We start from the raw sequence: 15,199 nt of genomic DNA on the forward strand, positions 1-15,199 counted from the left end.
AAAAAGCTATGCCGCGGGACAAATCCACCTAAGCCGATTGTTAAGGCACTATAACGGTGATACCCAACTGGCGCTGATGGCGTATAACGCCGGACAAGGGCGCATCGATAACTACCTGGCTGGTAAAGGCCAACCGCTTAAGCAGGAAACCCTCGACTATCCCCAAAAAGTACTGGAAAACTACCACCAAATCGTTCAACAAGCCTCTGCGCCGCCAGCAGCGATTGCGGCTCAAACGACGGATAACCGTCAGACGCACTCAACTCATATTAACACCGTGAATGTGATGACCCATCCGCAGACGGTTAACCAGCTTCAACAGTCTATTGAAGAACAGGCAAAACGCCACCGAATGAATACGACACTGAATAACGGGATGTACTGATGACTATTTTTGATTTCAACCTCGCGGATGTACTGAATTCGGTATCAGGCGGCTCGCCGTTATCCATCATTGACAGTGTGCTGCATCCCGCGTATGTGATACGTAAACACGGCTCCGCCGAGGTTGCCCTTAATTTCAGTGGTATGTCGGTATTTCAGCCGACAGGCAAGGCTAGCATCATTAACGCCCCCATCGAGAAAGGCCGGTATCAGTCGATCAATAAAATCTATCAACCCACCCGAATAACGTGCCAAGTCGTTATTTCGGGGTTAAGTGGATTTAGCAGTGTGATACCGAATCTCTTTGACCTGACGTTAATCAGTCAGAATGAGACGCTGCAAACGATTGGCACTATGCTCAAAACAACCGATTTGTACGATATTGAGACCCCCAAGGGCAATTATGCGAGTTTTGACCTGACGGATTATAGCTATCGGGTCAGTGCGCAGGCGGGGGTCACCTTACTGACGGTAGCGCTGATCTTTCAGGAGGTGATCCAACAAATGGAAGTGGTATTAAATACCCCTCAGTCCGCCAATAAACCGACGGGGGATTTAGTCGCGCGTAGCCCCTATGGTACCTGCCCAATCGATGTCAATGGCAGTGAAAAAATGTCTACACTGGACGAGCTGAGTAAAACGTGGGACGCATTGAAAAATTCAATCGGACCACAGCGAGCTTCAGCTACCGCCGGTGTGAATGGCAGCTTCCGCAGTGCCATGGACACCGTTCATCAGTCGGCTTCACGTATCAGTGGCAGCGTCAGCCAGAAATCCGGTGCGCTGTGGAAAAAAATCAAAGGCGCCGTATTGTGAGCACGATAATGCTTTCCCCCGTAAAATCTCAACGTATCAACCTCACCCTTAACGCCAGGAATGTACTTTACGGCTGACGCAGCATGAAAGTGCCCTCTACCTGGATTTGACGGTAAAGGGAATACCTGTTGTCCAGGGCGTCCCCTGTCTGCATGGCACGCGCCTTGTACGCTATGCCTGGCTCGGCTTCACCGGTGATTTATTCTTCGTGGATACCCAAGGGCAAGAAGACCCGCGTTGGCACGGTCTAGGGAGTCGATGGTTTCTTTTTTACGAGGATGGAAATGTACAGCAAAAAAACGCTTAAGTTTGCGTTCTCTCTGGATACGGGCAACGGCCAGATAGAAGAATTAACCTTGGATAACGTTAAATCCTTTGTCAGAACCAATAGCTACGGCGGATACGGCGGCGTTGAGGCAGAGTGCGCCCTCTATGGGTTAAGTTTAGAACTCATCGGGATGTTGTCACCAAAAGATTACAGTTCGCTGGTGCTCGATGGACGACAATTTGACATAGCTATCTATAGTGGGGATATTTTGATATTCGAGGGCGCCGTCAGATCTGCTTATGCCAATATGAATACGATGCCCGAATCTCCGTTTGTCATTCAAGCGCTGGCCGCCAGTGACCTCCGTGCTAAAGTCATTCCGCCGATTTCACGCACGGGTGTCGTGAATGTCAGTGATTTACTCGATTCGTTATGTCAGCAGAACGGCTATACGTTTCAACCCAATTTATTGGGCGGCTTAACCGAATCCAACCCGTATTACGCCGGCAGTGTTTTTTGCTCAGATAGCCGCCATTTGCCTGTCTCATCGGCTGGAATTTCAACCGGTGGGAAAAATCATCCATGTTTGGCCTGCTGGGAAAACAAGGGATGCGGTTATGCCGAAGATTTCGGCGGAAAATGGCTTGATAGGGTATCCGATCCACAACGCGAATGGATTAACCTTTCAGACACAGTACAGCCCCTTGCTGGCATTTGGGCGATCGGTATCGCTTGATACGTCGTTACCGGGTGCCAGTGGTCTCTACCTGTTAACGGGTGTCGAACACTTTCTTTCTTCCTGGGTGCAAGGGGGAAACTGGCACAGTGTCTGTAACGCAGTGAGTGTTGAAGCTTATGAGAGAAACAAACAACCGTGACGCATCCGGTAATGATGCAAACACCTTTATGCATGCCTTCAGTCAGCTTCTTGCCGGCTGTTTTTTTTGTGAAATTGTTCAGGTGATTGCGTTACACGGTGAAGCGCCCAATCTGGTGGTGGATGTCCGCCCCCTGCTGGCTTATCCTGATACGCGGGGTGTCCTGATGGAGAGTACCCCAATTTACGCCATTCCGGTATTTCGCCTGCAACGGGGGGAACAGTGCCCTCATCATGAATCCGGTCGTGGGGGATATTGGTCACCTATTAATTTGTGACCGTGATACCCGCCGTGTCAGGGCAACCCGCCAGAGCGCATTACCGTCTACTCGCCGTAGACACAACCGCGCCGACGGCATTTACATGGGTGGACTGCTGAATATGCCACCGACCCAGTTTATTGAATTTGCGGATAACCGAATAAATATCACCAGTCCAGGAAACATTGAAATCCACTGTCAGCAGGCCACTATCAAGGCCCCTTCTGGGGTGATCCTCGATACGCCCCAAGGCGCATTTTACCGGAAATGTCACGGCGGCGGGTGACATCACCGATAATGTCGGTACGCAACAGGCCAGCATCAAAGCGCTGCGGGAAGCTTACAACAGCCATTATCATCATGTGAACGGGGTAGAAAGCGGCAGCAGCCGTGTCACATCGGATAAACCGGAGCACACGCTATGACCTATTGCACCCTAAAACTGGATAAGGCGTGGGATTTAACGCTAGACGGTGAAGGCAATTTGGCAATAGTGACCACCCCTGCCGCGGTAGCCCAGGATGTGGCCTCGGCCTGTCTGGTATTTATGGGTGAATGTTATTTTGACCGTTCACTCGGCATTCCATGGAAGGAGGAAGTCCTCGGAAGACGACCCACTGCCGGATTTATTGCGCAAAAACTACAAGTTGAGGCCGAAAAACTGCCCGTTGTTAACCAGGCAATAGCAAGCGTCAGGCTGGATAAGGCCAGTCGGAAACTGCGCGGTGTCATTCGCGTCACGGATAACGAGAATAACCGATTGGAGGTGATATTATGACCACAGTGAAAACCGCGGTACCTGATGTCACGATAACCGAAAACGGGGTGTCGGTGCCGGATATCGCGGACGTGCTCGCCGGACGGCTGACGGATTTTGTCGGCATATTGGGCGGCCATGCCAGTCAATCACTGAGCGCCCCCCAAGGACAGATAGCCCAGAGTGAGACCGAAATACTGGCGCAGGTCTACGACAAATTATTATGCCTGTTCAACCAGATTAACCCCGATTTTGCGAGCGGGCGCTTTCAGGATGGAATAGGGCGCATCTATTTTCTCAATCGTATTCCTGGTCAGGGTAGCGTTGTCATGGCCACCTGCACGGGCAAAGTCGGCACCCGTATCCCAGCAGGCAGTACCGCCCAGGATAAGGCCGGTTATTTGTGGCGTTCAGTGAGCGAAGCAACCATCCCTGCCAGCGGCACGGTAAAAATCCCCTTCCAGAACACGACGCATGGCCCCATCGCCTGCGCCACGGGGGAATTAACGCAAATTTTTAGCTCTGTTTCAGGGTGGGACGCCATCACCAATGACACACCGGCCCGTGTCGGGTCACAGGTAGAATCCCGCATTGCCTTTGAAACACGCCGCCGCCAATCAGTGGCGCGCAACGGTCGTAATACCGATGGTGCGATGAAAGCGGCCCTACTGGAAACCCAAGGTGTGACGGATGCGTATGTCTGGTCAAACCGAACAAGGGAGACGGTCACTATCGGCACGACTCTTTATCCGGTTAAACCGCATTCCGTTTTTATTTGTGTGAATGGTGGCAACGATACCGATATCGCCGAGACGATCTTCCAGTATTACAATCCTGGCGCGGACATGAATGGGGATACCACCTTTACTGTTTATGATAAAGAGAACTACTCGCCGCCTTACCCGCAATATGTGATGCAGTGGCAGCGAGCCACCCCATTAAGCGTCTATTTTTCCGTCAACATTGATAAAAGTCTCAATCCTCCCTGTGACATTACCGGGCAAGTTAAAAAAACAGTTATTCGCGTGTTTAATGGCGAGGTAGAAGGCATTCAACGTGCGGGTATAGGGGCAACCCTGAATGTGGGTAAATACTACGCGCCGATTATTGCGATTGAGCCTTATTCGGTGAGTGTCGTATCAGTAATGATATCCCAAGACGGCAAAAACTGGCTGTCTGCGTTAACACCAGGCGTGGCGCAAGTCCCCGTTTTGCAAGCCGATAACATTCACGTGGAGTTAAAATGAGTTGGCAAAAAACGGTGCTAAACCAGTACAGTGCCAGCCAGAAATTGCTGTCTGTCATCGCAACATTCGAGCAGGCGGTGAGTCTGGAGGATTTTACTGACCGGTTTCTTGATGAAGTGTGGGATATCACCACCTGCAACCGCTTTGGTCTGGATATGTGGGGGAAAATCGTCAACATTTCACGTTACATCACGGCGGAAGTCGATAACAGCGCGTTTGGGTTTGCGCAGGCAGACGAAGGAAAAGCGGATTATCCCACCCCGTTCAGTGATGCCCCTTATTACGCGGGTGTGCAGGAAACCAGAAAAATCCGGCTAGCGGACAACGCTTATCGAAGCCTGATACTCAGCAAGGCGTTTTCTAACATCAGTATTGCGACTATTCCTGAAATCAATCGCTTCTTACGTTTTCTGTTTAAGGAACGTGGCGAGGCGTTTTGTGTGAATTATCGTGACATGACTATTGGTATTACCACCGCCTTTCCCCTAGAACCCTTTGAATTGTCAGTATTGAGAAACAGCGAGGTCACCCCGTTACCTTCTGGGGTACTGATGAATATCAATCAGGTCGTCGCCCCCTACTTTGGCTTTGCCGAGGATGCCTATCCGTTTAATGAGGGGACGTTTTTTACGGCGGGACGTTAATCATCCAGTAGAATTTTTTGGAGTATTTTATGAAAAAAACAGACTTGCCCGCTCGTAAACCGGTGCCCTTTGGGGCGAATGGTTCACGGCGTGATTTAACGGCGAAAACGCCAACCGGCAGTAATCAGGCTTCTTATGATGCCGGTTTTCCCCCCATTACCATGACGATTAAAGCCGCAGGCGGCTTGCCCCCTGATGGCCGTGACATGAATCAGGCACTTAACGAACTATACACCGGCTATCGTTGGCATAATGCGGGCGCGGGTTACCCTTTTGATGCCGATTTTGCCACGGCGATTGGTGGTTATCCGGCGGGGGCGAAAGTGCCCAATTCCACGAATGACGGTTTTTGGCTAAATACAATAGACGGGAATACGACCAATCCGGAAGTGTTGGATGCCTCCGCAACAGGGTGGGTACCCGTGAATAGTTACGGCATCACCAGTATAACCGGACTGGAAACCGGCACGATAACCTTGACTACCTTACAGGCCGCAAAAGAAGAACTGGTCTTCAGTGGCAATCTTATTGCTGATACCACCGTAATTTTCCCGCCATGGATAAGAAACTGGACTGTCACCAATCACTGTCAGGGGAATTTCACCCTGACCTGTAAACCCCTGTCAGGGACTGGTGTTGTACTGCCCAGTGGCAGAAATGTTATCCGTTGCGATGGTTCACAGATTATTTTTGCTATCCTCGTTGCGTCGCTCACTCAACACGGTCTCACACGGTTAAGTAGCGCCACTGACAGCAATGATGAAACGCTGGCCGCCACACCCAAAGCCGTCAAAGCCGCTTATGACTTGGCGAAAACCGTAAGTATTGACGGAATTTATCCGGTAGGGATTGTTGTCTGGTTTGCTCAAAATAAAAATCCCAATACCTTATTTCCAAATACAAAATGGCAATACATTGGTGAAAATAAAACCATTCGTTTAGCAAAAGCAGATGGTTCTAATGTATTCACTACCGGAGGCGCTGATGCTATTAAGCTGACAGAAGCCCAATTACCCGCTCACGGGCACACTTTTTCAGCAACAACCAGTAGCTATGATTATGGTACTAAAAATACGAATGCAACGGGTAATCATGCACATAATTTTGCAGGCGTTGTACGTGACCCATGGAATGCAAGAGGCGATGACGGTAATCCTAATCAATGGAAACCAAGGGCTCAAAATACATCACAAGCGGGGAACCACTCACATACTGTTACTATCGGTGCACACACCCATTCTGTTTCAGGTACAACGGGAAAGACGGGAAGTAGTAGCGAAATTAATATAACGAATGCTTTTATTACGCTAATGGGCTGGTACAGAATCAGTTAAGGAATCAAAAATGTTTAGAATTTTTAAAGCCTATACCTACACGAGTGATACACATGAGTTGCTGGGTCCTTGCGATGCTTACACGGATGAAACTCATGACATACTGCCTTTTCATACTGAGAAAAAACCAATTGACAAAAAGGAAGGTTTCGCTGTTGTTTTTAATGAACAAAATCAGGAATGGGAATATCAGGAAGATCATCGCGGTTTGGTTTTGTTTGATACGAAAAGCCGTCAATCTGTCACCCTTGAAAAATTAGGTAAGGTACCGGAATATTTAACATCATTAGCCCCTCAAAGCGAATATGATGTTTGGGATGGTGAAAAGTGGGTCAAGGATGCAGAAGCTGAAAAATTAGCAGAAAGACAAAAATTAGAAGGCATCAAACAACAAAAATTATATGATGCCACTCGTGAAATTGCACCCCTTCAAGATGCAGTCGATTTAGAAATGGCCACCGAAGACGAGAAAAAACGACTGATAGCCTGGAAAAAATATCGGGTTTTTGTGAACCGTACGGATGTTTCAACTGCACCCGATATTGACTGGCCGAAAAAACCGGATTGAGTAGCTTTCCAACGCCAAATCAGCATGACAGAAAAGAATTGGTTGATTTATTTCGCCGTGCTAAACGTTGCAAATTATCCTCAACATCCGCTTGGGTGACCTCGCCAACTATCTGACCGGATTTGTCATAACGAAATGCGCCTAACTGGATAAGTGCGCGATAATCGGCGTGATGACCAACACTACCCAAACAGGCTCTTAAACGCCTTCTCGCTATCGGTAAGCCCTTTTCCTTCACCTCTTGCCACATATCCTGCTGGATGCCAATTTTCATTGGGCACAGCTTGCCATCAGGGAAAAGATAAGGCCAAAACGTGCTAATTTGTGAAATTGCCTCATTTAACGGTAATCGCTTTTTAGACGGTGTGGGTGATTTAGGTGTTTTAACCTTCACTTCCTGTTTGGGTTTAACAACCGTCTGCTTGGGCTGCTGTTTTACGGCTTTCGAAGGATGAGGTTTTTTTTCTGTTTTTTTGACGCAGCCTTTACCCAGACCTTTTTACGGTAAGCAAGGTCACTTTTGTGATGTTCTTCCGATGAAAGCTTTCTAGGACGATTAAGGCTTAAATTTTGGCGTTCTGTCATGGTTTAATCTTTAAACAGGTTGCTCATTTCAGTATCATTTAAGCTCGTAAATTTCATCACCGATTGTCTATCCATGCCACTTTCGAGCATTTGGCGCGCTATCTTCATGGAAGCCTGTTTTTCGCCCTCAACTTTCCCTTGTTGCATACCTTGTTGTATGCCTTGTTGCATACCTTGTTGTATGCCTTGTTGCATACCTTGTTGTATGCCTTGTTGCATACCTTGTTGTATGCCTTGTTGTATGCCTTGTTGCATACCTTGTTGTATGCCTTGTTGTATGCCTTCTTCTCGTATACCTTGTGCAATATTCATCAATGCCCCCTCATGTTTCTCTGTCTGTCTGGCTATCTCTTTGATTAACTTTGCTGGTTGCTCAGCATTGCCTTCTTGGATTAGATAGTTAAACATAGTAATAACTTGATTATCAGTATAATAATTATACGACAACAGTTTAACAATACTATTCAGTAGCTCGGCCATATCCCGTCTTCGAATGTGTTTTTGGATAAGCTCCAATAACGCCATTCGCTTATGTTGCATAATCTCACCGTCATCAAGCGTGGTGACATCGACTAGCTTAAACGGTTTGGTGTATATCTTTTCGGCAATATCTCTGCCACTAAAGCAGTCTAGCCAGTCTGTACTATACGGATGAGGGCTTTTCTCACCGCAATAAAACAGGATGGGAAAAACCAGCGGCAACTCTTTATGACCAGCCTCTAAATGCTTTTGCATGGCAGCCATACTGTAGCGCATGAGTCGCCATGCCATGAGCTTGTCAGGGGTTGATTGGTGTTCAATCAGCAGATAGAGATAACCTTGTCCCTTTTCTGTTTTGACAGAATACAGGATATCACTCTGGTAGTTTTTCATCTCACTATCAACAAATGAGCCAGATTCCACTTTGAGGCTATCTAAGTCACACAGTGCCTTAATCTCATCCGGTAGCCAGATATCAAAGAAATCTTTAGCGGTCTCTTTTTCACTTAAAAACTGCTTAAATACCGCATCATGGGGCGTTGGGGTGAATTTTTTACTCATCGGATATCTTCAATAATTGCTCGCGTCAGATTGAATTATGGCAAACAAACCCGCTATATTAATCATTACATTTAAGACATCATAATCCAGCTTTAGCAATAACGCCCCTATTTACCTCAGGGGCATTTTTACTTTAATGACTCGGACTAAATCGGTAAGGACTCGGTTTTCCAATACTGCGCCCACCTCTTTGGCTTTTTTCTCAGCCTCGAAAAATCCGTGGACTATTTCACCATCTCGAAATCGCCAAGCGTCACCCGTACCGTTTGCCAGTCTTGCCATCCAAACATTGCTATCTTTGTTGGTTGGAATTAACCGCTTTTTGCTAGTCTTAATCTTTTCACGAAGCTGTATTTTTTCGTCCTCAGACAACTCAGCGGACAACAGGGTACAATGCTCAACGATTTCAGCAAGGTTTTTTTCGTCGGTGGCATCGTCGAGGGCGATTAATACGGCGTCCAATTTTGGATTAGTTGCTGGTTGTACATCTGTCGCCGTTTCTTCTTTTTGACGTAGTTTTTCGTTTCGCTCACGGATAATATCCCTCATCGATAGCCGTTTAAACGAAGTAGGAGCCATTCTGAGCGGTTTTTCTGTTGAATTTGCATCTTCGTATACCCCAAACATCGAAAATAGTTCAGAGGCGCAAGGAAGCCGTCTAGCGAGGCGATGAATCACTGTCTTGAGTGCCATTCTGTCGAACCACTTCACCCAAGGGCTTGTGTAGTCTTTTGCGCTTTTCACTGTATCGCGTATCTTTTCCACGTCAGCGCGACTCATCACTTCAACAACCAGTTCACCGCTATTGAGTTTGGCGAAGGCATAGACTTTTACTACCTCATCACCATCAAAAAACGCTGGACGGTGGGTTAAATGCTCGCCGTTTTCATCAATCACATATTCAAACTCATCTTGTGAATAGACAACCTTTGCAATGATATTGGCTACCTGACCGGATTGACGGGCACGTTTCATAACACCGTCCACCATCGGCATGTAGACGGCTTTTTTCACAAATTGATTATTGACTTTGGTACTACGGACAATCAGAGCAGCTTCTCGTCCGTCAGGCATAAGTCCGTCTTTGGCGCAACGGGTTAAGGCCAGCACCAGTGATTGCTTATCGGCTTTTTGCAAATCCGCATTTTCAATCAATGCGGTTGCGGCGGTTCGGGTGAACTGCTCAGGCGTAACCTGAGCAGGTAACAGGGCTGCTATGCCTTGCTGCGTAATGACCGATTGCAAATTGGCATAGACGTTGTTCATGGTTTCCAGTCCGGTATTCATGCTACACCCTCTTCCATCATCAAAGCTTCTCTGCGTTTTCTATCCGCCTGTTTTGCCCAGAAAGGACGGGATATTTTGACTATTGGGTAGGTTTCTATGACGCTTTCTAGCATATCAATCACACGATTTACTTCGTATACGCCCTGCTCGCTATCTTCGTCGTCGGGTTCACAAAGTTTCACAGGAAAACGCCCATAAGCTGGGTTTTTGCCAATTGCACAGAAAGTGAAAGCTATCGCTTGACCAAATACCTGATTAGCAATCAGACGGTAAAATTCCGCTTGTATGTGATAACCAAACTCATCAACAGATTTCCCAAAACCTTGAAAATTGTCAGTCGTTTTCACATCCAACAAGAAAGGCTTATCTGAATAGATTCCCAACAAATCAGGACGAATTTTCAATAGCGTCCCCTTTTCCGTGCGATAGAAAATTGAAACCTCTGGTTCGCCGTTTTCGAGTAGCTCTTCAACCATTGGGTAAGCCAGCGCAGAATCACGCATCAATTGGATTGCCTCAAATTCCTCCTTTTTTAAAACAACCCTTGCCAATGTTAGATTTTTTTCTCAAAATCGGATAGCGTTTTTTTGCCATCCTTTGTACGCAAATCCAGCTCAGGTGCAGAAACATATCTTAGCGGAAATTTCTCCGGCTCAAGAATAGCCGTATGTACCGCATCACCAATCAAAAACGCTCTTGTTTTTCCTTCCTGAACGGGTGCGTCCTTGTCCCAATCCAGCACAGCTATTGTCTCTGCCTTTTGCACCAACCTAATTTGCGTACTCGAATAACCGTTTGCCGCGTGATAGGTGCTATTTGACAAACGGCGAACAATCAAGCTCTCTGTGGGTTTCAACGCATCCACACAGCCGTTCAACATCTCAAGCGTGATATTTTCACCGCTCATGATTTTTCCGTTAACGGGAGGAAAAGCAGAGAAGATAGAGTTGTCGTCTATGTTTGTGACTTTTGAGTTAATTAATTGTTGCCCTTCTGTGTAATTATTAACCAATTCTTCAGGTACTATATTCGCCTCGCTTTTTTCCGCTTCTCCCACGTTTTCCACAGACATAACGACAGATTTAGTGGATAACTCTGTTGATTGCGTTAATAACTGATTATATTTTCCACACTCAAAAAGATGAATCGCTATTCCCTTGATTTCGCTTAAAGAGATAGTTTTGTCTGCTTCCTGTATTTTCACGGACAACAATTCACGAAGTTCGGTGTATTGCTCAAAAATCTCTGGCTCTTCTGATGGATTGGCCAACAAATCCTCCGCATCGCGAATCTCGCCTTCGTCGTATTCTTCCTGAACCCCAAATATCGTGAGTAAAGCGCAAAACTGGTCTATGCCCTGTTTTTCGATAATATCCGTCTGTTTTTCGGTATTAGCGAGATACTCTTCAACGCTAATTTCTTCCAATCTGGGCGATTTGTAAAAACAGCAGTTTGCGCCGTCCGTTTTAAAGATATGTTGAGAGGCCAATTTCTTGGCAGCTATTTTCGTCTCAGAGGAAAGATAGATGAAATTTGTTGTCTTACCCTTCTCGTGGTCAACGTTAGTGATGATGGTTGCTTTGAAGTATTTCATGCCGCACCCCCAACTCGCTGGAGAATTCGGGCACGCTGACGATTGGTAAGGTATTTTGAAGAATGAGCAAAGTCCAAAAGCTGCTCGATTGATATGTTGCACGCTTTCATTATGCGTGCAATATGCGTACTATTTCGCATAGTCCGACTCCTACCGTTGTTAGGTTTTGGATTAGCAGTGTGATTGGACTAGCATTCCATTCACACTGTGATTATTAATATTAATCTGAAGTTAGTATTGGTATTTTCTTTAATTTTACACTTTTTGATTTTCTTAAATCTTTATCTTGTTCATCCAGAGTTGTAACGACTTGAGCTGAAAAAGAAGCCAATATTTTACTGTTTCCGCTAGATGTCCAAAAAACTTCTTTATTTAACACATAAGCGTTTGCTGTACCGACTTTAATGACTTGAATCCATTTGTCTTTTTTAAAATTCTAATCGCCCGATCTAATGTTGGTCTAGATTTTCCTAAAATAGATTCCATTGCCTTAAATGACATCATTACCGCATTTTGCTTATCCATTGTTTGAACAAAAATCATTAATACATCTAAAGCTACTGAATTTTTTTTGCCAAGTTCAGCTATAGCTCTAAGTTCAGGTCTTGATACCTGTACAAAATCCAAATTTTTTGGAATACGTTTGATAGCTCTTTCTGCTTCCAATATATCTGTCAGTTTTGCTAGCTTTTGACGTAGTGTACTTATTTCCAATTCTTCTTCTGTCATCAGAATCAAACCCTAATTAGAAAGATACATATATGTATCGTTATTGATAATTAGTTTATCATAATATGATTAACCGTCAATCATTTAATTAAAATAAAAATCAATTTTTGATTAAAGTCAAATCATTATGTAACGTAGTTAATGAGACATATATGCCTCATTAAAATGAGGCATTTAAATAATTTAACTCATTGATATATATATCTTTACCATAAAATAACCTCTTATTCTGTTATTACAGGTTAACTTCCGCTTCCTCGTCGCCGGTGTTCGGTGCTCGCAAGCTGCGCTCCGCCTCAACGTCTCCTGCGGTGAGCGGACTGAGTTAAGGAAAAACCGGATTTTCTTTAAAAAAAACCAAAAAATCTTTTTAAAATTTAACGCCCACCGCTCGCCACAGCCAAGTGACCGAGCAACGCGAGCGAACGGGCGAGGAAGCGGAAGATAACCGGAAATTAAAGGGAACACAGTCACGCGAAAATCACAAAATACTAATTTCTTCCAAATCTGGGCGATTTGTAAAAACAGCAGTTTGCGCCGTCAGTCTCAAAGATATGTTGAGAGGCCAATTTCTTGGCAGCTATTTTCGTCTCAGAGGAAAGATAGATGAAATTTGTTGTCTTACCCTTCTCGTGGTCAACGTTAGTGATGATGGTTGCTTTGAAGTATTTCATGCCGCACCCCCAACTCGCTGGAGAATTCGGGCACGCTGACGACGGGTTAAATTGCGTGAGGTTCGAACGAATAACTCGATGATTTGATTTTGCGCTTCAATTACGCGCACGCGGAAGGTAGACTTTTTCATTAGCCTTACTCCTACTTAACCTAGGTTTAGGGTTAGCTGGCTACGGGAACTTAGACCTTCCTGTAGTCAGTGTTAATTTAAATTGAATCTTTTAAGTTTGATGCTAAAATTCTTTTTCCTTCTGGAGTATAAGTAACTTTTAATTCAAGATATTTTTCTCTTAATTTACGTACATCTCCCCATGCCCCTTTTGCAAACAAAGTGGGATTAAGTACATAAATACCTGTATCTATTCGCTGCATAATATCTTTTTGTATAAGACAAGTTATTGAGTTTGAAATAGATTGCTCTTTTACATTAATTAATGATGCAATCATTCTTTTAACAGCAGCGTTCAAAATAATTTGACCGTCATAATTCATTTTCTAACAAATTGATAAAGTATTTTAGATGTGCTCTTTGGAAGATCATTTATACGAACTAAATCGTCTAGATATAGTTTTACATACGGAGGTTCTTCTGGAAGACGAACCGTATTGATAGATTCAAGACGTTTTATCTCTCCAGTTTCTGTATCAACTATACTTTTTTCGCTTCTAAATACAGTTTTAGACAACCCTTTACTCTCCAAAAACTCATTTTATTACTCAAATTTAAGTAATAAAATAATAAATGTCAAGTATAATATTACTTTTTTTGAGTAAAGATAATATGATAATTCAAGTAAAATAAGTAATTAGTTCTACTTAATATAAGTAATACATTTACTTTATATGATTAACACTTTTACTTGATATAAAGAATACTTATACTCAAATAGAGTAAAATAAAATTAATTAACTATATGATATTTAATATTAAATACCAAAATTGCTCTTATCTTATATTATAATTGTGTTTTTTTCCGTACGATGCAGACAACTCAATAGCTACAAACTAACTTCCGCTTCCTCGTCGCCGCTGTTCGGTGCTCGCAAGCTAAACTTAGAAAGAAAATTAATAAATAATCCAAAAAATCCTTAAAATTAAAACACCCACCGCTCGCCACAGCCAAGTGACCGAGCAACGCGAGCGAACGGGCCGAGGAAGCGGAAGATAACCGGAAATTAAAGCGAACACAGTCACGCGAAAATCACAAAATACTAATTTCTTCCAATCTGGGCGATTGTGAAAACAGCAATTTGCGCCGTCAGTCTCAAAGATATGTTGAGAAGCCAATTTCTTGGCAGCTATTTTCATCTCAGAGGAAAGATAGATGAAATTTGTTGTCTTACCCTTCTCGTGGTCAACGTTAGTGATGATGGTTGCTTTGAAGTATTCATGCCGCATCCCCAACTCGCTGGAGAATTCGGCACCGCTGACGACGGGTTAAATTGCGTGAGGTTCGAACGAATAACTCGATGATTGATTTTGCGCTTCAATTACGCGCACACGGAAGGTACTATTTCGCATAGCTCAACCCTAGTCATCTTAGTTTTGGTTAGCTGGTTGATTGACGTTCGTACCTCTTTCAATCAGCGTCTTTCTACAAATTAAATTAACATAAACGATAATATTAAGATTGACTTTAGTCAATCATTTTTTTATGTTATACCATAAAAAATAATCGTTGGAGCATATAATGAATTGGTCAAAGGCTATTTTACAATTAAAAAGCAAAGTCAGGGGTTCAGACCAATAAAGATTTATATGAAAAATCAGGAGTAACACCAAGTGCTTTTGCTGCAATAAAGAAAGGAAGCAGCTACATTTTAAAAATGTAGAAAAACTATGTAGTGCTTGGGTATAAAACCAAGCGAATTTATTTCATGGGGAGAATAATAATCAAATCATGTTGATTTTATTATATTTAATTTCCCAAATTACCGCTTTTTGTAGGAAGTTGATAGTTAATTTCGGTTATAAAAGTAAATATAGTAAGTAAAAAAGAATAAAATTTTAAAACCTTTACTAATGAAAAAAATTAGCAATAATAAATTAAGTTATTGATTAATAAAATAATTACTTTATGTAAAGTTATTAACTTAGAAAATAAAAACAAAAAATACTAAGCTCTTATTTTG

At 43.9% G+C, this 15,199-nt stretch carries 22 protein-coding genes; 11 read left to right on the forward strand and 11 right to left on the reverse strand.

Going from position 1 to position 15,199, the window contains the following annotated elements; genetic code table 11:
• The 11 genes from AYJ55_RS18835 to AYJ55_RS18880 form a co-directional block, all read left to right on the forward strand.
• The coding region (locus AYJ55_RS18835) for a lytic transglycosylase domain-containing protein (protein WP_162505731.1) at positions 1 to 385 on the forward strand (385 nt) is incomplete at its 5' end.
• Positions 385 to 1,200, forward strand: coding sequence for a hypothetical protein (locus tag AYJ55_RS18840; RefSeq protein ID WP_063657583.1), 816 nt, complete (start codon positions 385 to 387; stop codon positions 1,198 to 1,200). The genes AYJ55_RS18835 and AYJ55_RS18840, both read left to right, overlap by 1 nt.
• A gap of 106 nt (positions 1,201 to 1,306) precedes the next feature.
• Positions 1,307 to 1,507, forward strand: a complete 201-nt coding sequence (locus AYJ55_RS36360; RefSeq protein ID WP_425393827.1) for a phage baseplate plug family protein — start codon at positions 1,307 to 1,309, stop codon at positions 1,505 to 1,507.
• Complete coding sequence (locus AYJ55_RS18850) at positions 1,485 to 2,204, forward strand: hypothetical protein (RefSeq protein ID WP_063657584.1); 720 nt, start codon at positions 1,485 to 1,487, stop codon at positions 2,202 to 2,204. The genes AYJ55_RS36360 and AYJ55_RS18850 overlap by 23 nt, the downstream gene beginning before the upstream one ends.
• Before the next feature lie 119 nt (positions 2,205 to 2,323).
• On the forward strand, positions 2,324 to 2,623 hold the full coding sequence (locus tag AYJ55_RS33695; protein ID WP_245677452.1) for a hypothetical protein: 300 nt from the start codon (positions 2,324 to 2,326) through the stop codon (positions 2,621 to 2,623).
• Positions 2,580 to 2,891, forward strand: coding sequence for a hypothetical protein (locus tag AYJ55_RS33700; protein WP_245677453.1), 312 nt, complete (start codon positions 2,580 to 2,582; stop codon positions 2,889 to 2,891). Before AYJ55_RS33695 ends, AYJ55_RS33700 begins: the two co-directional genes overlap by 44 nt.
• 135 nt (positions 2,892 to 3,026) lie before the next feature.
• Positions 3,027 to 3,383, forward strand: a complete 357-nt coding sequence (locus AYJ55_RS18860; RefSeq protein ID WP_063656260.1) for a contractile injection system sheath initiator — start codon at positions 3,027 to 3,029, stop codon at positions 3,381 to 3,383.
• Positions 3,380 to 4,609 (forward strand): baseplate J/gp47 family protein, encoded by a 1,230-nt coding sequence (locus AYJ55_RS18865; RefSeq protein ID WP_063657585.1) that lies wholly within the window; start codon positions 3,380 to 3,382, stop codon positions 4,607 to 4,609. Before AYJ55_RS18860 ends, AYJ55_RS18865 begins: the two co-directional genes overlap by 4 nt.
• Positions 4,606 to 5,253: a baseplate wedge 1 family protein gene (locus tag AYJ55_RS18870; protein WP_063657586.1), complete on the forward strand. Its 648-nt coding sequence runs from the start codon at positions 4,606 to 4,608 to the stop codon at positions 5,251 to 5,253. Before AYJ55_RS18865 ends, AYJ55_RS18870 begins: the two co-directional genes overlap by 4 nt.
• Before the next feature lie 29 nt (positions 5,254 to 5,282).
• Entirely contained in the window at positions 5,283 to 6,587 is a 1,305-nt protein-coding gene (locus AYJ55_RS29795) for a phage tail protein (protein ID WP_162505732.1), read from the forward strand.
• A 10-nt stretch (positions 6,588 to 6,597) separates the two neighbouring features.
• Positions 6,598 to 7,155 carry a tail fiber assembly protein gene (locus tag AYJ55_RS18880; RefSeq protein ID WP_063657587.1) on the forward strand — a complete coding sequence of 186 codons (558 nt, stop codon included), beginning with the start codon at positions 6,598 to 6,600 and terminating at the stop codon, positions 7,153 to 7,155.
• A gap of 19 nt (positions 7,156 to 7,174) precedes the next feature.
• Here AYJ55_RS18880 and AYJ55_RS18885 read toward each other — a convergent pair whose 3' ends face one another.
• The 11 genes from AYJ55_RS18885 to AYJ55_RS18930 all read right to left on the reverse strand — a co-directional run bounded on the left by AYJ55_RS18885 (position 7,175) and on the right by AYJ55_RS18930 (position 14,465).
• Entirely contained in the window at positions 7,175 to 7,549 is a 375-nt protein-coding gene (locus tag AYJ55_RS18885; protein WP_063657588.1) for a ProQ/FINO family protein, read from the reverse strand.
• Between the two features lie 194 nt (positions 7,550 to 7,743).
• Positions 7,744 to 8,781, reverse strand: coding sequence for an Rpn family recombination-promoting nuclease/putative transposase (locus AYJ55_RS18890; RefSeq protein WP_063657589.1), 1,038 nt, complete (start codon positions 8,779 to 8,781; stop codon positions 7,744 to 7,746).
• Between the two features lie 111 nt (positions 8,782 to 8,892).
• A complete protein-coding gene (locus tag AYJ55_RS18895; RefSeq protein WP_063657590.1) occupies positions 8,893 to 10,068 on the reverse strand; it encodes a recombinase RecT in 1,176 nt (391 codons plus the stop codon).
• Positions 10,065 to 10,619 carry a PD-(D/E)XK nuclease-like domain-containing protein gene (locus tag AYJ55_RS18900; RefSeq protein WP_074168169.1) on the reverse strand — a complete coding sequence of 185 codons (555 nt, stop codon included), beginning with the start codon at positions 10,617 to 10,619 and terminating at the stop codon, positions 10,065 to 10,067. Before AYJ55_RS18900 ends, AYJ55_RS18895 begins: the two co-directional genes overlap by 4 nt.
• Positions 10,620 to 10,621: 2 nt before the next feature.
• Positions 10,622 to 11,662: a hypothetical protein gene (locus AYJ55_RS18905; protein ID WP_063657592.1), complete on the reverse strand. Its 1,041-nt coding sequence runs from the start codon at positions 11,660 to 11,662 to the stop codon at positions 10,622 to 10,624.
• 220 nt (positions 11,663 to 11,882) lie between these two features.
• Positions 11,883 to 12,041, reverse strand: coding sequence for a hypothetical protein (locus tag AYJ55_RS31095; protein WP_187153325.1), 159 nt, complete (start codon positions 12,039 to 12,041; stop codon positions 11,883 to 11,885).
• Entirely contained in the window at positions 12,035 to 12,391 is a 357-nt protein-coding gene (locus AYJ55_RS18910) for a hypothetical protein (protein ID WP_063657593.1), read from the reverse strand. Before AYJ55_RS18910 ends, AYJ55_RS31095 begins: the two co-directional genes overlap by 7 nt.
• Before the next feature lie 491 nt (positions 12,392 to 12,882).
• On the reverse strand, positions 12,883 to 13,065 hold the full coding sequence (locus AYJ55_RS18915; protein ID WP_063657594.1) for a hypothetical protein: 183 nt from the start codon (positions 13,063 to 13,065) through the stop codon (positions 12,883 to 12,885).
• Positions 13,066 to 13,273: 208 nt separating this feature from the next.
• Positions 13,274 to 13,558 (reverse strand): replication/maintenance protein RepL, encoded by a 285-nt coding sequence (locus AYJ55_RS18920; protein ID WP_063657595.1) that lies wholly within the window; start codon positions 13,556 to 13,558, stop codon positions 13,274 to 13,276.
• Complete coding sequence (locus AYJ55_RS18925; RefSeq protein WP_063657596.1) at positions 13,555 to 13,752, reverse strand: hypothetical protein; 198 nt, start codon at positions 13,750 to 13,752, stop codon at positions 13,555 to 13,557. Before AYJ55_RS18925 ends, AYJ55_RS18920 begins: the two co-directional genes overlap by 4 nt.
• 380 nt (positions 13,753 to 14,132) lie before the next feature.
• Positions 14,133 to 14,465 (reverse strand): hypothetical protein, encoded by a 333-nt coding sequence (locus AYJ55_RS18930; protein WP_162505733.1) that lies wholly within the window; start codon positions 14,463 to 14,465, stop codon positions 14,133 to 14,135.
• Positions 14,466 to 15,199 lie beyond the last annotated feature (734 nt).

Source organism: Candidatus Arsenophonus triatominarum (assembly GCF_001640365.1).
Taxonomy (GTDB): Bacteria; Pseudomonadota; Gammaproteobacteria; order Enterobacterales; family Enterobacteriaceae; genus Arsenophonus; species Arsenophonus triatominarum.